The sequence below is a fragment of the Anaerorhabdus sp. genome (assembly GCF_036641015.1).
Classification (GTDB): domain Bacteria; phylum Bacillota_I; class Bacilli_A; order Erysipelotrichales; family Erysipelotrichaceae; genus Anaerorhabdus.
The window spans coordinates 1-18453 of the sequence record NZ_JAVWFO010000018.1 but is presented as its reverse complement, the minus strand read 5'-3'; the positions used below and the strand labels follow the sequence as shown (position 1 = coordinate 18453).

General features: G+C 32.2%; 17 protein-coding genes. 1 reads left to right on the top strand and 16 read right to left on the bottom strand.

What is annotated here, in order from left to right; translation table 11 throughout:
• Nucleotides 1–8: 8 nt before the first annotated feature.
• The 15 genes from dagF to uvrA form a co-directional block, all read right to left on the bottom strand.
• Nucleotides 9–740: a 2-dehydro-3-deoxy-phosphogluconate aldolase gene (gene dagF, locus RR430_RS04165; protein ID WP_332487668.1), complete on the bottom strand. Its 732-nt coding sequence runs from the start codon at nucleotides 738–740 to the stop codon at nucleotides 9–11.
• Between the two features lie 2 nt (nucleotides 741–742).
• Complete coding sequence (locus tag RR430_RS04160; protein WP_332487669.1) at nucleotides 743–1849, bottom strand: DgaE family pyridoxal phosphate-dependent ammonia lyase; 1107 nt, start codon at nucleotides 1847–1849, stop codon at nucleotides 743–745.
• Nucleotides 1850–1866: 17 nt separating this feature from the next.
• Nucleotides 1867–2511: a DUF4310 family protein gene (locus RR430_RS04155; RefSeq protein ID WP_332487671.1), complete on the bottom strand. Its 645-nt coding sequence runs from the start codon at nucleotides 2509–2511 to the stop codon at nucleotides 1867–1869.
• Between the two features lie 12 nt (nucleotides 2512–2523).
• On the bottom strand, nucleotides 2524–3240 hold the full coding sequence (locus RR430_RS04150) for a DUF4311 domain-containing protein (RefSeq protein WP_332487673.1): 717 nt from the start codon (nucleotides 3238–3240) through the stop codon (nucleotides 2524–2526).
• A gap of 11 nt (nucleotides 3241–3251) precedes the next feature.
• Nucleotides 3252–3542 carry a DUF4312 family protein gene (locus RR430_RS04145; RefSeq protein ID WP_332487674.1) on the bottom strand — a complete coding sequence of 97 codons (291 nt, stop codon included), beginning with the start codon at nucleotides 3540–3542 and terminating at the stop codon, nucleotides 3252–3254.
• A gap of 3 nt (nucleotides 3543–3545) precedes the next feature.
• On the bottom strand, nucleotides 3546–3908 hold the full coding sequence (locus RR430_RS04140; RefSeq protein WP_332487676.1) for an SFCGS family glycine-rich protein: 363 nt from the start codon (nucleotides 3906–3908) through the stop codon (nucleotides 3546–3548).
• 3 nt (nucleotides 3909–3911) lie between these two features.
• The gene (locus RR430_RS04135; protein ID WP_332487678.1) at nucleotides 3912–4268 is read right to left on the bottom strand and encodes a hypothetical protein; all 357 of its coding nucleotides are present in this window, start codon (nucleotides 4266–4268) and stop codon (nucleotides 3912–3914) included.
• The gene (locus tag RR430_RS04130; RefSeq protein ID WP_332487680.1) at nucleotides 4252–5364 is read right to left on the bottom strand and encodes an amidohydrolase/deacetylase family metallohydrolase; all 1113 of its coding nucleotides are present in this window, start codon (nucleotides 5362–5364) and stop codon (nucleotides 4252–4254) included. The genes RR430_RS04135 and RR430_RS04130 overlap by 17 nt, the downstream gene beginning before the upstream one ends.
• Nucleotides 5348–7258 carry a BglG family transcription antiterminator gene (locus RR430_RS04125; protein ID WP_332487682.1) on the bottom strand — a complete coding sequence of 637 codons (1911 nt, stop codon included), beginning with the start codon at nucleotides 7256–7258 and terminating at the stop codon, nucleotides 5348–5350. The genes RR430_RS04130 and RR430_RS04125 overlap by 17 nt, the downstream gene beginning before the upstream one ends.
• A 362-nt stretch (nucleotides 7259–7620) precedes the next feature.
• Nucleotides 7621–10137 carry a DNA mismatch repair protein MutS gene (mutS, locus tag RR430_RS04120; RefSeq protein WP_332487684.1) on the bottom strand — a complete coding sequence of 839 codons (2517 nt, stop codon included), beginning with the start codon at nucleotides 10135–10137 and terminating at the stop codon, nucleotides 7621–7623.
• A 104-nt stretch (nucleotides 10138–10241) separates the two neighbouring features.
• Nucleotides 10242–10700, bottom strand: coding sequence for a GNAT family N-acetyltransferase (locus tag RR430_RS04115; protein WP_332487686.1), 459 nt, complete (start codon nucleotides 10698–10700; stop codon nucleotides 10242–10244).
• Nucleotides 10701–10830: 130 nt separating this feature from the next.
• Nucleotides 10831–11748, bottom strand: coding sequence for a thioredoxin-disulfide reductase (trxB, locus tag RR430_RS04110; RefSeq protein ID WP_332508694.1), 918 nt, complete (start codon nucleotides 11746–11748; stop codon nucleotides 10831–10833).
• Nucleotides 11727–13193, bottom strand: coding sequence for a prolipoprotein diacylglyceryl transferase (lgt, locus tag RR430_RS04105; protein ID WP_332487690.1), 1467 nt, complete (start codon nucleotides 13191–13193; stop codon nucleotides 11727–11729). Before lgt ends, trxB begins: the two co-directional genes overlap by 22 nt.
• Complete coding sequence (hprK, locus tag RR430_RS04100) at nucleotides 13190–14155, bottom strand: HPr(Ser) kinase/phosphatase (protein ID WP_332487692.1); 966 nt, start codon at nucleotides 14153–14155, stop codon at nucleotides 13190–13192. Before hprK ends, lgt begins: the two co-directional genes overlap by 4 nt.
• Before the next feature lie 4 nt (nucleotides 14156–14159).
• Complete coding sequence (uvrA, locus tag RR430_RS04095; RefSeq protein WP_332487694.1) at nucleotides 14160–16985, bottom strand: excinuclease ABC subunit UvrA; 2826 nt, start codon at nucleotides 16983–16985, stop codon at nucleotides 14160–14162.
• Nucleotides 16986–17182: 197 nt separating this feature from the next.
• Here uvrA and RR430_RS04090 point away from each other — a divergent pair, with 197 nt between their 5' ends.
• Nucleotides 17183–17800, top strand: coding sequence for a YigZ family protein (locus RR430_RS04090; protein ID WP_332487695.1), 618 nt, complete (start codon nucleotides 17183–17185; stop codon nucleotides 17798–17800).
• A 14-nt stretch (nucleotides 17801–17814) separates the two neighbouring features.
• Here RR430_RS04090 and RR430_RS04085 read toward each other — a convergent pair whose 3' ends face one another.
• Nucleotides 17815–18252 (bottom strand): ABC transporter ATP-binding protein, encoded by a 438-nt coding sequence (locus tag RR430_RS04085; protein ID WP_332508698.1) that lies wholly within the window; start codon nucleotides 18250–18252, stop codon nucleotides 17815–17817.
• Between the last annotated feature and the right edge of the window lie 201 nt (nucleotides 18253–18453).

The window sequence follows — 18453 nt, the reverse complement described above, 5'->3', positions numbered from 1 at the left end:
ATACTCAACTACACTAATGATTTAACAATATCCATTAATGTTTTAACATCTTCAGGACGAGTGTTTCCTGTTTCAGAATCAATGATTGAACTATAAACATGAGGAATCATTTTATTTACTCCTGCCGCAATACAAATTTCACATATCTCTTTAAAGTTTTCTAAATCTATACCACCCGTAGGTTCAATAATTAAATCATTTTTTGCACATGCTTTTGCTACTTCCACTAATTCTTCTTTACAACTTAAACCTTTCATTGGAAAGAATTTCAATGATGTTCCACCCATATCCTTACACATTTTAGCCGCTGTATCGATTGATACAATTGCTGGCTCTTCTGCTTGTGAACTTAGCGGTCCTGTTGATATCTTTACATATCCTGGTTTACCTGTTGGTGATACTAGACAGTTAATTAATGATTCATTATTTCCTACGTTTGCACGTGTATATGCCACTGATGTGAATACTTGATTGAAATGGTTTGCTTTAATATCTTTTGCAATATCTCCTACAACTAAACATTGCTTAGGATTTCCAGCTCCCAATCCTACCGATAGATTTCCTTCAAGAATTTCCATGTAGTCTTTCATATCTTCCACAGCTGCTTCTGTTGTTGGGTAGTTTATTGATAATACTCCAACTAATGCATTCTTTTCAGCTGCTTGGTATACTTCTTTTGCATTTTCTTTGCTTCCTGCTAATACATTTAAGCAAATTCTTCCGTTATAATAATTTGTCATCATTAACCCTCTATTATTTTCTTCATTTTTTCTACTACTAATTCTTTATCTCCTTCAACCATAGGTCGAGGATCAAACGAAAGCATTCCTTGAGTCAATAGGTGAGTTCTACAGTGAATTGATGGATTACCTTCACGTAATTCTTTATCAATTTGCACTGCTGTTTTCCCTACTTCCTTTTCATCAATTTTGACTTGGCAACGATAGATTTCACGACCTGCTTCATCTTGAATTTCATATGCTTTACAACCTAATATCTTATTAATATTTTCAATTAAGTAAGAAACAATTTCATGTTGAGAAGCAACATACTTAACCATATCTTTATGTTCATATTCTTCAAGTGCTTGAAGTAAACCCATGATTCCTTCTTTACCAATCTTCATTGGACGAGCTATACCTTTATATTGTTTTTTACAATACGAAATATATTCTTTCTTTCCCGTTACAAAACCCGAAGTAGTAGCTTCCAAAGCTTTAGCACCACTATAGATTACAAGATCTGCACCTAGTGCAATATATTTTTTCATATCTTCTTCTGCCGCAGCATCAATAACTAAAGGCAAATTATGACGATGTGCAATTTCTAACATTTTTTCAATACTTAACATTCCTTTTTGAATACAGTGATGACTCTTGATATAAATTAGAGCTACTGTTTTATCAGTAATAGCTTCTTCCACATCTTGCTCAGCAACTGAGTTTGCCATACCAACTTCAATAGGAACTCCACCACCTAAACGAATCATTGATGTAATAGGTGCACCAAATTGAACTACATGTCCTTTTTGAAGAACAACTTCATTTTTTAATCCTTCTGAGTAAGGTAATCTTTCAATAATTGATTTTTTACCTTGCGAAATTAATCCTGCAACAGATATTGCAATCCCTGCGGATGCACTGCTTGTAACACAACTATCCTCTCCACCTGTATAAGTAGAAATAATAGTACCTGCTGAATCAATTAAGTCATCAATGACAACATAAGAACTTCCGCCTTCAATCGCTGCTTTTGCAACACCTTCACTAAGTGTAGATACACCTAATGCAGTCATTCGTCCACTTGCATTAATAACTCTTTGTAAACCTATTTTTTCATAACAATTCATTTTTTAACCTCTCACTATTATAGGAAAATAGCTCCTAAAATCATTGCACCTAGGATTGCTCCACCAGTTATTTCTTTTTCTAATTTGTAGAATACTGCAGCACCAATTAAAGCACCTAAACCAGCATATACATTGAATTGAGTAGCAGCAATGATGATAAGTGGTCCTAAGTAACGACCTGTTGCATTTCCTGCACCCATCATAATACTTGTACCACCAACTGCAACTCCTTTTGGAACGAATTTACGAATTGCAATAATGATAATACCTAAAATTAAACCAATTACAGCTCCTGTCCCTAAAGCAAACAAGAAGTTGTCAAATGGGAATTGAATATTCATAGATAGTAATAACGCTGGAATACCAATACCAACACCAGTCATTAATGAACCACCAATATCAAGGATACCAACTAATGGTCCTTCTAGTATACGAGCAATTAGAAATCCTGCGGCAAATCCTGCTGCTGCAGAATATGAGCCACCATCTAATCCTTCTTTTAACATAGCAACGATAGAAACATCATTGAATGCTCCTGTACCAAATTTAATATATAAGAATGTACCTGTAAAGATTGCAGCTGCTGCTCCCATGATTAGTAAGATGAAAGCTTCATCTTTCATTAGGAAGTCATTCAATTTTTCTGAAAATTTCTTTTTCATATTAATCCCCCTCTAAAATCCGAATTGTGCGAAGAATCCTCTGAAGTAAGCAATAGCAACGAACATAATTACTACGATAGCAATTAAGATACGAACGATGTTACTCTTATATCCATTTTCTTCTGCTGATTTACCAATTAGAATACCTAATACGATACCTGGAACGGCATTACCTGAAACTAATGCTGAAACACCACCAAGGATTGTTCCCCATAAACCTGTTGTTTTCCCTGCATCCATTGCTGCTAACCAGAAAATAGCTGGCATTACTGGATTTAACAACCATGTTGCTGCTGGGTTTAATACGCTTCCAGCAATCATTGCAAGTTTATCTGGAATCATACTTGCTACTGTGTTTAGGAATGTTACTACAACTGCACCTACTCCAGCACCTGTAATAAACATCTTGCCTGGATTATAAAGTGTATCTTCTACTTTGTTATTTCTAAGTAACAATAATCCTGCTGACCAGTTTGGAACAATACGGTGGAATACATCCCCAGACATTGCCCCTGCCGCAACAGCTGATGCTGCTGCATTAAAGAAGAAACCTAAACCGAAACTAAAGTGTGCAACTGGGTCCCCGGCACATGCATTTAATTCTCCCAATGTTCTAAAAGCCCCCATCGCTTGAATCTCTGGTGCGTGGAACATTCTTGCTGCTCCCGCAGCGATACATCCCCCACCGATTGCACCGATAATAATTGAATAAATTACGATCTCAATCATGTCATATCCTCCTATTCAAGATCTATATATTTTACTGTTACAGTTATACGAGCTGTAATAGTGAAATACTTTTTAACTCTTGGCATGAATACAAATAAAAATCTTTCTGTTTTTTCTGTTTCATCCACTTTTTCAAATAGTACTTCTTCTGTATCCATCTGAACAATTGGTTTGCCAATTTCTTTAAAAACTTCTTTTCTTAACATTTGGAATATTTTTCCAACTGTATCATCCATGCCTTGTCCAGACATAGTTACTGTGACTTCTTTTTTTACTGTTTTTAGTACTTGTACGCTTTCCATATACTAACCTTGCATTTTTTTGTATGTTTCAACTAATTGATAGCCCAAGTCTTCAACATCCATGAATCCTAATCCAATTACATGACATCCATCACGTAACGCTTGGCATGCCCCTTCAATTGAACGAATTTCTGATTTAACTTTCCATTTGTATTTGTTAGCTGCAGCAAGAGCTCCTGCCCCACCACTTCCACAAAAACTAATACCGAATGTTGCGTCATTTTCATTCATGACATCCCCTAGTTTCATGTCTGCTGCCATTCCTGGAATTACAATCGCTTTACCGCCTGCTTTTTCAACACCACGAGCTACTGCTTCTCCTTTACCCATTCTGTGACCAATTACTACTAAAATTTCTTTTTCCATTTTCTAATCTCTCCTTTTATTTATTTCAATATGAGTGGCAATCAAGAAACATTCTGTTTTGTTCATTGCTAAGTCATATTTTGCGAATATTTCGCTTACTGCATATTCTGCTATTTGCCATGAATCCTCTGATATTTCATCTAAGCAATTCAAGTCCATTTCTTCTACTAATTCAGCTTTGCTGATTCTTTTACTAAGTGCTAATAAATGATTTAAGTACATTTGTTCACATGTCGGTTCATCAACAACAACACCCTTATCACTTAAGCAACTATATAATTCATTAAATATTGTTTCTACTACTTGTACATCATATTCATTTCTATCTATTTTTTTTAGTTCATTACTGATAAATTCCACTTTTTTCACCCCTACTAACAATTAAACATTCTGGCTTTATTTTCTTATTCAATACTAGTTTATCCCCAATGGAATCTATCACTTCTTCAATGCAATCAATAATTTTGAAAATAAATACATCTCCTAAATTACCTTCTTTTAATTCTCCTAATTGCTTTAATCCAAAATGCTTTGCAGGAACACTTGTACACTTATTAATTGCATCTTCTATTGGTTCACCACAATTAATAATTTTATTAACTACCTCTACCATGTTAAATACTGGTCCATTATAATTTTCCACATGCAAGTCAGATGATATTAAATCGCAATTGAATCCAAGACTACGAGCTTTTTTATAAACTTCAAAACTGAAGCTTGCTGATCCATGACCGATATCAAACAATACACCACGATTTCTAGCACTTAGTGCTTCATCAATAATTGCTGATTTATCTTTAGTTAAGATACCACCCGCTTTACCATGATATGTATGTGTAATTACATCACCTGTATCTAAACAATTAAGCACATCTTCTAAATGAGGAGGATAATTTCCAATGTGTACCATTAAAGGTTTTTTATTTTCGTGTGCTATGTTTGCTGCCATTTCAATTGGTTTAATACCCATTTCATTAACAACACTTTGGCTTGCTCTTGCTTTAAATCCAACAATTTTATCAGGATACTTTTTCACAATATCACTTATTGCTTTTTCATCTATTTTCGATAAATCATCTAATTCATGTTTAAACTTCAATCCATAATTTGAAACATTAAGCAATGAATAAACTCTTGTTTTACATTTCTCTATATAGTTTTTATTAAAATCTTCAAAGTTACATGCGCCAGCAGTTCCAGCATCTACAATTGTACTTGCCCATCTTTCAATACCAAGTACATCTGGATCAAGTCCAAGTGGTTCAATAGGATAGCAATGAGTATGAATATCAATAAATCCCGGTGCTATATATTTACCTGTTGCATCAATTACTTTCGCATCTTCACATTGAATATCTTTTCCAATTTTTACAATTAAATCATTATCAATTAAAATATCAAACAACTCAAATGTTGAACCAATTAGGGCATTGCCACCCTTAATTAAAATCTTCATTTTCTATTTCCTCTCTGTTTAATAAATACATATAGAATGCATAACGTTCTTTTCTTGATATTGTAACTAGCAAACTCTTTTCAACTAGTTCAAAGAATTTTTCCATCTTGCGATATATCTCACTGTAATGATTCATAATAAGTTCATAGCCTTTTTCAACTTCTTCATCTATTTCTGTTTCTTTCTCTTCAAACCATCTAGGTATTGCCATATTCATATGAATCACAAGTCCCAGTAATATATCTGAGTTTAGACTAAGTCCTTCACCTATCATTGATACGTATTCAAGTAATGTTAATGTTAACTTCGCAATAACACCTGATATACTTGCAAGTTCAGCTTTTTCTGATTCCATATTTATGTCTACAAGATTAAACGGATCATATTTTTTGTTGTAAAATAATTTATTGTCTTGAAATGAATATTTATTCTCAGTTTTCCCAAAATTAATAAATCCCTGAATCCTTTGTATATCATCATCCGCAAGTATTACTGATATTTTTACTACCGGCGTTGTAATTTCTGGTAAATCTACTGTTGATATAATGAAGTCCACTTTTTCGCTAATTGTTGATAACCCAAATGCACTTGTTTGTCCAACAATTTCTAGTTGTGGAAATACATTTTTAATTCGTGTAGTTAATAGATTTGATAGTCCTTTACCAGTAGCACAAACAATGTATACTCTTGTTAGATCATTTTTAGTATTTAATATATTTTTATAAATATAAATTGCAATATAACTTAACTCTGTATCATTCATTTCCGTATTAAATTTATTTTCAAATTCATTTACTGATTGTGAAGCTATTTCAAATAAGTTTTTATATTTTACTTTTATTTCTTCTGTCACATAAACGTCTTCAAATTTTAAATTGTATTTTTCTAGTTTTAGATAATGAGACAAGTGAAGTTGCAAATCTTTTTTTAATTCATTTATCGATAGAACTAAACCTAATCCTTTGCATTTTGATTCAATTTTATCAACAATATTATTTACATCATTTTCTATTGAATAGAATAAAGTTTTTTCAGTTGGTGTTATTACTCCATTTCTAAACATATAATCAACAAGCAAACTCAACTCAATTGCTTCTATTGTATCGGTGTGATTTACCTTTCTTAAAATATCATATGCATAATTAAACTCTTCTAAATCTTCAACTTCATCTTTAACACATTTGTGGGCATGTTTTCTAAATGTTTGTATTAAACAATAACTTGAAATATTTAAGAAATTTTTGTTTGATATCCACACATTATATTTTCCATTAACTTCTTTAATTGACTCACTTACATCAATTAATTGATCAATCGTAAACATGTTTCTTAAGACATAAGGAAGTTCATCAAACCATTCATTAATAATTGTTTTACCTTCAAAGTAAGAAGATAGAAGCATAGCTATTTCATAACGTAATTCTTTTTCTTCTCCACCTAGGATATATCCCGATTTACATTTAATAATGTTGATAGCTTTTCTTGATTCGTTAATCTTATTAACAGCTCTTATAAATGTGGATTGAGAGATTGCTAAATCTTGTAAACATTCTTCAATTGATATTGCTCTATTTTTAAGTGATAAATATATCAATATTTCTTCACTCAACTTTTTTCTTTGGTATAAACTTGCGATATGCTTTTTATCATCTGTTGTATTTACTAGATTAACACACAAGATTTTCTCAGATGCGGGTATGTAGTATCCTTGTTTCGATTTCATCTTTAATTCGATGTTGTTTTTCTGAAGAAAGTTTTTTATTTCGATGACATCATAATGTATTGTTCTCTCACTTTTATCGAACTTCTCGCACAACTCTTGTGTATTAATCGGTTTACCTGAAGTAACGAATAATTTTAATATATCTAATTGTCTTTGCTTTAATTTTTCCATATGATGTCTCCTTTCTTTATCCAAAGTCTAGCATGACCAAAGTTGCAATGTTTTTTTACTTTTTGCAAAATACTTTATTTTTTTTGCAATTTTGATTTTATGCATAGTTGAATAATCACCATATTAAAAGACATAATTAAGTCTAAAACTCAACTATGTCCTATCTTAAGTATAGTCAAAAAGCCCTTAAATACAAAGAAAAACTCCTAATTGGAGTTTTCTTTTTATTTATATATAAGGGGATAGAATTTTATCAACACATTAGGGGTTTGTGTTAATAAATCGCAAGGTATTATCTCTTGCTTGATACTAATATACCAATACTCTAACGCTACAAAATGTTTACAATATGTGAAATTATGTTATTTAAGATGATTTTTTAAATCTATGATCATCTGTAAAGCTTGAATCGGCGTTAATTCATTTGGATTAACTTGATTCAATAATTCCGCAATTTTAGATTCTTTTGTATCCTCTTTCTTAAGTTCAACGATTTGATACGATTGTTGAACTACGCGTTTTTTACTTTCTAATTCCTTTAATAAGTCCTTAGCACGGTTTAATACTGAATCCGGAAGTTTCGCAAGTTTCGCAACATTAATACCATATGAGCGATCCGCTTTTCCTTTTTTTACACGATACATAAATGTCACATGATCATCTTCTTCATGAACTTCCACATGAACGTTTTTGACACAATTAATATTTTCTTCAAGTGAGGTTAATTCATGATAATGAGTTGAAAATAATGTTTTCGCATGAATACATGATGCAATATACTCAATCATCGATTGTGCTAATGCCATCCCATCATAGGTTGAAGTCCCTCGTCCAATTTCATCAAATAAAATTAATGATTTATTTGTCGCTAGTGTTAAAGCTTGATTTGCTTCTGCCATTTCCACCATAAAAGTAGATTGTCCAGAAAGGATATCATCACTTGCTCCAATACGTGTAAATATTTTATCAAATAATGGTATTTGACAACTCTTACACGGAACAAAACATCCCATTTGAGCCATAACTACTATTAATGCAATTTGACGCATATACGTGCTCTTACCACCCATATTAGGACCAGTAATAATTAATATCTCATTCTCATCATTCATTAATAAATCATTAGAGACATATCGTTTTTCTTTCATCATTTTATCTAGAATAGGATGACGGCCTTGTACTATTTCAACATCTTTTCCCGTAAAGATAGGACGTACATAACCCTGTTCACTACACAAACTACTTAACGCATAAATACAATCAATTTCAGATAAGATAGCAGCTAATTTTTGAAGTTTAGGTAAATAACCCTTAATTTTTTCAAGTAACTCTTGGAATAATTGTAACTCTTTACGAATTGAACGTTCTTCCGCATGTAATATTGCATCTTCTTTTTCTTTTAATTCTTGTGTTACGTATCGTTCACAATTTGTTAATGTTTGCTTACGTATATATCCATATTCATCTTTAATTTGTGCCACTGCACCTTTACTTACTTCAATATAATATCCAAAGACTCTGTTATAACCTATCTTTAAAGTTTTAACTCCTGTCTTTTCTTTTTCACTATTCTCTAACGCCAGTATCCAGTCTTTACCTTGTTTTTGTATACTTCTAATCTCATCTAATTCTTTACTATACCCTTCTTGAAACATACCACCTTCTTTAATAGTTAAAGGAGGATTCTCTACAAAAGCATTTTCGATTTGTTCATGTAAATCAATTAAACGATCACCTTTTTTCAAATCATCAAATACAGGATCTTGTAAACAATCAAAAATTGCTGGCACTACCTTTAGCGTTTTTTGTAGACGAATACAATCCATTGCATTAGCATTGCCCATCGCAACTCTCGCAATTAATCTCTGCACATCATATACTTTGCCAAGATTTTCTTTTAATTCTTCTCTTGCCATAAAGTTTTTCATTAATGATTCTACTCGATCTAAACGTAACTCGATTTTCTTTTTATCAACTAATGGCTTTTCAACCCATTTTTTAAGTAACCTTGAACCCATTGCACTTTGACAACGATCCATAAAACTCCAAAGTGTTTCACTTTTACTTTGTACTCTCAATGGTATTACTAACTCTAAGTTTTGTTGAGTCGAAAAATCCATATATAATACTTCATCTTCTTTTTCTATTTCAACCATTTGTAAATGCCCAAGCATTTTCTTTTGTGTGGCTTCTAAATAGTGAAGCATTAATCCATATGCTTCTAAATTTCTTTCTTCTTTAATATTTTCACATAAATCTAAATATTGTTCCTCAACACTCGCTTCATCACAATACGAAATTACAACATTACCTAATTCACGTAATATTTTAATACCTTTTTCATCAAATCCATTGTGAACTACAACTTCTTTGATATTATTTTTAAGAATTGTTTGTGTTAAAAGCACCCAATTACGATCAATGTTTTTAAGGATCGTTTCACCTGTGGACATCTCGACTATTGATAATGCAAACCCATAATGAAAATCAACAATACTAGCCAAATAAATACTATTTTTTTCATCTGTTATTTCATCCATAATAGTTCCTGGTGTAACTACTTTTACAACATCACGTTTAACAATTCCTTGTGCAACTGATGGATCTTCTAGTTGTTCAACAATTGCTACTTTGTATCCTCTTTGTACAAGTCGTTGAATATATGAAGTAACCGCATGATGAGGAACTCCACACATAGGTACTTTATCTTCAACACCAGCATTTCTACCTGTAAGTACTAAATCTAATTCACTTGAAGCTATTTTTGCATCATCAAAGAACATTTCATAGAAATCTCCTAGACGATAAAAAACAAGGGCATCTAAGTATCCCTTCTTTACTTCTAGGTATTGTTCCATCATTGGTGTGTATTTTGTCATTTTATCCAACTCTTTCCTTGTATATTATACCTTTTTTCATGGATTTTTCCATTCACATTTAAAACTATTTTCAAGCATTACACAAGTAATACACTAAAGAAAACTTAATCTTCCTTCATCATTTTAACCATCACCAATTCACCATTGATATCTTTTTCTCCATTGAAAACAAATCCTAACTTTTTATATAGATTTATAGCTGGCAAATTAGTGTCATATACACTTAGATAACATTTATCAACAGGATACTCAGTTTTCAATTTATTTACCAAATCCTCAAGTATTATTTTTCCATATCCTTTTCCTTGATAATTCTCATCAATAAAATATCGATCTAGCCATAGTCTACCATCGCTACCTTCATCTATCCATAATCCATACATCGCAAAAGCTACAGCTACATCATCAATTTTAATGATTACAGGTCTCCACAAAGATAGTTGATCTGCTTCTTCTAAACACTCTTCTACTGTTTCAATTGTCCCTACTTGGCTTTTTTTTACATGTAGATTAAGTGCCTCTTTTCTATTGCTTTCCCCTATATTTTCGTAAGTTATTTCCATATCTTCACCTTGCTTTTCTTTATGCTAGTTTATCATAAGTATACAATTTAGCACATAATACATTATCATACTATTTTAATATAAATGCGGTTTAATAGTAACAACAAAAGAAAAACTACCCTCAAGTAGTTTAACCTTTAATATAATGAAATGCACTTTGTGCAGCAACAGCACCATCACCACAAGCTGTAACAACTTGTCGTAAAACTTTACTAATACAGTCTCCTGCTGCAAATATTCCTTTAACACTTGTTTCCATATGATCATTAACTAAAATATATCCTTGCTTATCGCTAATACCTAAATCATTTGTAAATGATGTATTTGGATCTGCACCAATATATGGGAATACTGCTTTAGTAGGTACAGTCATCTTTTCCTTCGTTTCAACATCTTCAAGTAGTATTGCTCCAACTTTTCCATCTTCTGCGATTATTTCCAATGGAACGTGTTTTTTAATAATATTAATTTTTTTATTTTCCAATACTTTTTCTTGAATAAGTGGTTCAGCTCTAAACACGTCCCTACGAATAACAACATTAACTTGTGATGCAAATTGCGATAAGTACAGAGATTCTTCTAATGAAGAGTTACCACCACCAATTACTGTAACAACTTGATTTTTAAAGAATGCTCCATCACAAACTGCACAATACGAAACACCCTTACCAGTTAATTCCGCTTCATTTGGAATGTTCAATAAACGTTCCTTAGTTCCTGTAGCAATAATAATTGCACGTGCTGTATATGTATTACCATCTGAAGAAATAATTTTTTTAACTTCTCCATCCTCAATTTTAACTACATCTCCATATAAATATTCAGCTCCAAAAGAAGTTGAATGTTCAAACATTTGATACGCTAGATCTGCACCATTCATTGCCTTTATAGCAGGATAGTTTTCTATTTCAAATGTTTTAATTAGCTTCCCACCAGGTGCTTCCCGCTCTAACATTGCAACCTTTAATCCTGCACGTGTTGCGTAGATTGCTGCAGTCATCCCAGCAGGACCGCCTCCAATTATTACTACATCATATTGTATGTCCATGGATGATCCTCCTTCAATATTTCTTTAATCTCAATTAAATCATGTATTAAAACATTAGGTTTTGAATCTTTTAATTTTTGTGAACGTTCTTCATTAAAGATATATCCAATTGAATATACTCCAGCATTGTGTGCCGCAAATATATCAGTTGCGCTATCACCAACATAGATACATGAATCATGACCTTCTCCAAGCTCAGTACATGCTTTAAAGATTCCTTCAGGATTTGGTTTACCATGTTGTACATCATCTTGTCCAAGCACTACATCCACATATTGTGTAAGATTAAATAAATCTAATCCTAATTTTACACCATCTTTAAATTTAGTTGATACAACCCCAATCTTATAGCCTTGTTCCTTACATGACTTAAGTAATTCTTCACAGTTATTCATTGGTTTAACAAACTCTGGATGAATTTTAAAATTGTATTCACGATACTCTTTGATTAAATCATCAGTATTTTTATCTGGAAAATAAATTGGAAACATCTTCGCAAGTGGAGGTCCTAAAACTTCCAATTGTTTTTCACGATCAAACTCTTCTACTGTACGATACTTTTCGAATAAATGACGATATGTTTCTAGTATTGCAGGTTCAGTATCCAATAATGTACCATCCAAATCAAACAACAATACTGGTTGTTTTGTTTTAATGAATTTCTTAAATAATCCTAGATATCCTAAAACTCCTACTACAATAAATACTACCGATATAAGTTGAGCCATACGAATAGGACCAAACATTAAACTATCTGTACGTAACCCCTCTACAATAAAACGACTCCAACCATACCAAACTAAATAAAACCAAATACCATCTCCACGTTTCATAAAATGATATTTATTATTTAATTTCTTAATCACAAAATAAATTAAAATAAATCCAATTAAGTTTAATACACTTTCATATAAGAATGTAGGCGCATAATATGTACCATTGATAAACATGTTGTTTTTAATAAACTCTGGAAAATAATTAAAATATGCTTCAGAAACTGCAGATCCATGTGCTTCTTGGTTAATAAAATTTCCCCAACGTCCAATTGCTTGAGCAATCAACATATTAGGTACAATACAATCCGCAAGCCTTATAAAATCGAATTTATGTTTCTTTGCATAATATAGTCCATATAGAGCCCCCGCAAATAGGCCTCCTTGTATTGCAAGCCCACCATTATAGGTTTGAAGAAAACGAATAGGATTTTCCAAATAATATCCGATATCGAAGAATAAACAGAACCACAAACGCGCTCCTACTATACCCCATAAGAAACAGCCGATTGCTAAATCTTCAGCTACTTCAATATTGTACCCACATTTCTTCATTTCTTTTAAGCTGAAGTAAAATGTTACTCCTACTCCTGAAATCATCAATATGGCATACCATGTTATGCTCAAACTTCCTATTTGAATAAATCGCTGCGCATCTGGAAAAAATGTCATTCTGGTTTTGCTCCTTTATTAATTTTATTTTGTTTTTGAATATAATTTAAAACTCTTTGTTCAAATTCCTTAGCACTATTGAAACCAGCTTCCTTTAACTGAAAGTTAGTTACTGCAGATTCAACTAATACTGCCATTGTACGACCTTCTTTAACTGGTAATACAATTGTTGGAACTTCAATATCAAGTACATTCGTAAATTGATCCTCTTCTATTCCAACACGCGCATAATCTTGTTTATCATCATATTTTTCTAGTCTAATAATGACATCAATGTTATTACGAGCTAGTAATGATGAAGCCCCAAACATTTTCGCTACATCAATGATACCAATACCACGAATCTCCAACATGCCTTGTAATAATTCTGGACTGCGTCCTAATAAGTTATTATGAACTTTTGCAACATCCACTCGATCATCCGCAACAAGTACGTGTCCTCTACGAATAAGTTCAAGAGCTATTTCACTTTTACCCATTCCACTTTCTCCAGTAATAAGTACCCCTTTACCGAAAACGCTTATAAGTACTCCGTGTAAACTATCGCTTGGCGCAAGTCTTTCATCTAAGAATCCAACTAAATCAACCATTAAACGATAACTTGGTAGTGATGATTTAAAGATTGGAAAATTATTTTCCTCCGCAACTCTTTTAAGTACTGGAGGCACTTCTCTATTTCTAGAGAATACAATCATCGGTGTATATGCATCAGTAATAATTTTAAAACGTTCATATTGTGTTGCTTCATCTAGTGTTTCTATATAAGCTATTTCCTTATCACCAATGATTACAATACGGCGTGGTTCTGTTAATTTAAAGAACCCCGCAAGTTCAAGTCCAGGTCGATTTAAATCTGGTACAATAACCCAACGGTTTAATGACTCTTCATTACCTGTGATTTGTTCAAATTTAAAGTAATCAACTAACTCACGAATCATTACCTTTCCTACTAATTCTTCCATCATCTTATCCTCTCTTAAGTACTTTCTTTAAATATTGTCCTGTGTAACTCTTTTCAACTTTACTAACTGCTTCAGGTGTTCCTGTCGCAACGATAGTACCTCCACCATCGCCACCTTCAGGACCTAAATCAATTAAGTAATCAGCACTCTTAATCACATCAAGATTATGTTCGATAATAAGTACTGTATCTCCATTATCCACTATTCTTTGTAATACTGTCAGTAACTTTCTCACATCATGACTATGAAGCCCGGTTGTTGGTTCATCTAGAATAAATACCGTTTTACCAGTGGCTTTCTTTTGAAGTTCACTCGCAAGTTTAACACGTTGTGCTTCTCCACCCGATAATGTAGTGCTTGATTGACCAAGTTTTATATAATCTAATCCAACATCATGTAATGTTTGAAGCTTATCTTTAATCTTATGAATGTTATTGAAGAATAATATTGAATCTTCAATTGTCATATCTAATACATCATAAATATTTTTGCCTTTATACGTTACTTGCAACGTTTCTTCATTATATCGTTTACCACCACATTCCTCACATGGTACATAAACATCCGGTAAGAAGTTCATGGAAATACGTCTAACACCATCACCTTGACACGCTTCACAACGTCCACCCTTTACATTAAATGAGAAACGACCTTTGTCATATCCACGTAATTTAGCTTCTGGTGTCATCGCAAATAAATCACGAATATCATCAAATACTCCTGTATAAGTGACTGGGTTAGATCTTGGTGTTCTACCAATTGGATCTTGACCAATTTCAATTACTTTATCAAGCTCATCAAGCCCTTTAATTTCTTTATGCTTTCCTGGTTTAATACGAACTCTACCTAAGGCATGTTGAACAGCCTTACATAATATTTCATTTACGAGTGTACTTTTACCACTACCACTAACACCTGTTACAACAGTCATTGTACCTAAAGGTATTTTAACATTTATATTTTTTAAATTGTTTTCACTAGCTTTAATGATTTCTAAAAACTTTCCATTCCCTTTACGTCTTTTAGTAGGAATATCTATTTTCATTTTACCTGATAAATATTGTCCTGTAATTGATTTCTCATTTGCCATTACTTCTTGTGGTGTACCTACCGCAATAACCTCGCCACCGTGAACTCCAGCACCTGGCCCAATATCAACTATATAATCACTTTCCATCATTGTTTCTTCGTCATGTTCAACAACAATTAAAGAGTTACCTAAGTCGCGCATATTTTTCAATGTTTGAATCAGTTTAGCGTTATCCCTTTGATGTAACCCAATTGATGGTTCATCTAATACATAAAGAACTCCCGTCAATCGAGATCCAATTTGTGTAGCTAGACGAATACGTTGAGCTTCTCCACCACTTAATGTTCCAGCTAAACGATCAAGCGTCAAATACTCTAACCCAACATCCAATAGGAATGTTAATCTATTCTTAATTTCTTTTAAAACTAAATCTGCAATCTTTAATTGAGTTTTATTAAGTTTTACACCTTTGATCCAATCAAGTGCTTGTTTTACACTCATTTCTGTAAAATCTACTATGTTTTTATCATCAACGCGCACACTTAACGCAATTTCATTTAATCGCTTACCTTTACAACTAGGACATGTACTTTCCATCATAAAACTTTGATACCATTCTTTAGACATTGTTGATGTAGTTTCAACATATCTTCTCTCAATTAATGTTTTTACACCTTCTATATAATCATTACGAGAATAACGATTGCCACTACTAGTCTTAATAGAATATTCAATCGGTTCATCTGAACCATGCAATACTATTTCTAATTGTTTCTTAGTCAACTTTTCAATTGGTTTATCTAAATCAATTTTATAATGTTTACATAATATTGCGAATGTTTGCCACTCAATGTTTGTAGAATCTACAATATTTTTATAGTATACAATTCCACCTTTACGAATCGATTTACTACGATCAGGAATCAAGTAATCAACATCAACTTCTTGAGTAACACCCAATCCTTTACAAGTATCACATGCCCCTAATGGTGCATTAAATGAAAATAAACGTGGTTCTAAATGTGGTACTGAAAATCCACATATATTACATGCATAATTACTTGAAAACAACAATTCATCAGTAGGTGTTTTTACAATTACAACCCCATCAGATTGTTTTAATGCACTCTCTAAAGAATCATGTAAACGTGATCTAGAATCATCACTCTTTACAATTCTATCAATTACAATTTCAACAGTGTGTTTTTTATTCTTTTCAAGGATGATTTCTTCTTCCAATAATTTTACTTCACCATCAACACGAACACGAACATATCCATCTTTTTGTAACTTAACAAACAAATCTTTTTGTGTGCCTTTTTGTTCTTTAACTACCGGTGATAAGATTTCTAAACGAACCTTATCTGGTAACTCCATAATACGATCAAGCATTTGCGATATTGTTTGTGATGTAATTGGTTCATTGTGTATTGGACAATATGGTATACCTACTCTTGCATACAAAAGACGCAAGTAATCGTATATCTCTGTAACTGTTCCTACAGTTGAACGAGGATTATTACTTGTGGTTTTTTGATCTATTGATATAGAGGGTGATAAACCTTCAATTAACTCTACGTCAGGCTTCTCCACCCCACCTAAGAATTGTCTAGCATATGCACTAAGAGATTCAACATATCGGCGTTGTCCTTCCGCATAGATAGTATCAAATGCTAATGATGTTTTACCTGACCCCGATAAACCAGTCATTATAACCAATTCATTACGCGGTATTTCTAAATCTATATTTTTTAAGTTGTTTTCTTTCGCACCTTTAATCACGATTTTATTTTGTTCCATATAATCACCTAATTTCTGCTTAATTATACTCTTTTAGTCACTTTTTCACAATTTAATTGACCCTAAACATCTATATAATAAGTAGTCTTTTTCCTTACATACTTAGTATATCACAATTTATTTTATACTTGAATATTTTTCATGTTCTTTATTTTTATCAATTTTTAGTGTATCTTATAAATACGAAAGAGGTATTTATGCGATTAAAAGATGAATTTTCACATTCTTTAATAATTGAGAAATCAGAATTTATTTGTTACCTTAAAAAAACATTTACCGAGGAAGAAGCTCGTGATTATATTGAGCAAATAAAAAAACTCCACCGTGATGCAACTCATTGTTGTACCGCTTTTGTATGTGGAGAAAGAAGTGAAATACAGCGTACTAATGATGATGGTGAACCTAGCGGCACTGCTGGAATGCCCATGTTAGACGCCCTTAAAAAAAATGAATTACATAATTGCACAGCATGCGTAGTTAGATACTTTGGAGGAATAAAACTTGGTGCAGGAGGATTAATCCGAGCTTACTCAAAAAGCGTATCAGAAGCTATTAGACTAGCCCCAAAAGTTAAAACAATTTTAATACGCCGATATTCAATTACATTTAGCTACGACTTGGTAGGAAAGATCGATTTCTTTCTAAAGGATAATAGCGATATACTAAACAAAGACTTTGATTTAGATGTAACTTACGTAGTCCAAAGCGAAGATTTTAAATTACCAGAAAAATTAATAAACATAACAAGCGGTCAAATTGAATGCATTCAAATCGAAGAATGTTACATCGAAAAAGAATTAACTAATACACAATAACAAACTTTGACAATCTATTTTTGATTCAATCGATCATCGATTATCCTACCATCACTTAATTCAAGTGTTCTTTTAGCTTGGTTTGCAAACCCTAAATCATGGGTAACAAGTAGTATTGTTATTCCCAAAGAGTTTAAATCCCGAAGAATTTCCATTATTTGACTTCCAGATTCAGAATCAAGCGCACCTGTTGGCTCATCAGCTAGTAAAACCTTGCAATCTGTCATTAACGCTCTCGCAATCGCTACTCTTTGTTTTTCACCACCTGAACAATTTTTAATCTTTTGATTCTTAATATGCAGTATTTGCAATTTTTCCAATAGTTCATTTGCTTTATTCTTATCTTTTTTCTTTAAATATATATTTTGGATTACTGTCATATTTTCTACAAGAGCAAAGTTTTGCATTATCATTGAGAATTTGGGTAAAAATGTATTTTTACTTACTTTTATTTTATCTGCATTAAAGATAATAATTTTCTATATATTTAGTTATCTGTTTCAGTATTAATCAATACTTTACAAAACTTATTATTGATTACTTTTGTTTATTTTGTTAAAAATTTCTTTATAATCAGCAATGTAGTTTTGGTATCGATTACCAAAAGATCCCGAAGGACTAAATACTATGTCAACATCAGCAATATCTTCAAG

What these genes read in the sequence shown, in the direction of transcription:
- dagF (WP_332487668.1), bottom strand. Translation starts at nt 740, where the DNA reads ATGACAAATTATTATAACGGAAGAATTTGCTTAAATGTATTAGCAGGA.
- RR430_RS04160 (WP_332487669.1), bottom strand. Translation starts at nt 1,849, where the DNA reads ATGAATTGTTATGAAAAAATAGGTTTACAAAGAGTTATTAATGCAAGT.
- RR430_RS04155 (WP_332487671.1), bottom strand. Translation starts at nt 2,511, where the DNA reads ATGAAAAAGAAATTTTCAGAAAAATTGAATGACTTCCTAATGAAAGAT.
- RR430_RS04150 (WP_332487673.1), bottom strand. Translation starts at nt 3,240, where the DNA reads ATGATTGAGATCGTAATTTATTCAATTATTATCGGTGCAATCGGTGGG.
- RR430_RS04145 (WP_332487674.1), bottom strand. Translation starts at nt 3,542, where the DNA reads ATGGAAAGCGTACAAGTACTAAAAACAGTAAAAAAAGAAGTCACAGTA.
- RR430_RS04140 (WP_332487676.1), bottom strand. Translation starts at nt 3,908, where the DNA reads ATGGAAAAAGAAATTTTAGTAGTAATTGGTCACAGAATGGGTAAAGGA.
- RR430_RS04130 (WP_332487680.1), bottom strand. Translation starts at nt 5,364, where the DNA reads ATGAAGATTTTAATTAAGGGTGGCAATGCCCTAATTGGTTCAACATTT.
- RR430_RS04125 (WP_332487682.1), bottom strand. Translation starts at nt 7,258, where the DNA reads ATGGAAAAATTAAAGCAAAGACAATTAGATATATTAAAATTATTCGTT.
- mutS (WP_332487684.1), bottom strand. Translation starts at nt 10,137, where the DNA reads ATGACAAAATACACACCAATGATGGAACAATACCTAGAAGTAAAGAAG.
- RR430_RS04115 (WP_332487686.1), bottom strand. Translation starts at nt 10,700, where the DNA reads ATGGAAATAACTTACGAAAATATAGGGGAAAGCAATAGAAAAGAGGCA.
- trxB (WP_332508694.1), bottom strand. Translation starts at nt 11,748, where the DNA reads ATGGACATACAATATGATGTAGTAATAATTGGAGGCGGTCCTGCTGGG.
- lgt (WP_332487690.1), bottom strand. Translation starts at nt 13,193, where the DNA reads ATGACATTTTTTCCAGATGCGCAGCGATTTATTCAAATAGGAAGTTTG.
- hprK (WP_332487692.1), bottom strand. Translation starts at nt 14,155, where the DNA reads ATGGAAGAATTAGTAGGAAAGGTAATGATTCGTGAGTTAGTTGATTAC.
- uvrA (WP_332487694.1), bottom strand. Translation starts at nt 16,985, where the DNA reads ATGGAACAAAATAAAATCGTGATTAAAGGTGCGAAAGAAAACAACTTA.
- RR430_RS04090 (WP_332487695.1), top strand. Translation starts at nt 17,183, where the DNA reads ATGCGATTAAAAGATGAATTTTCACATTCTTTAATAATTGAGAAATCA.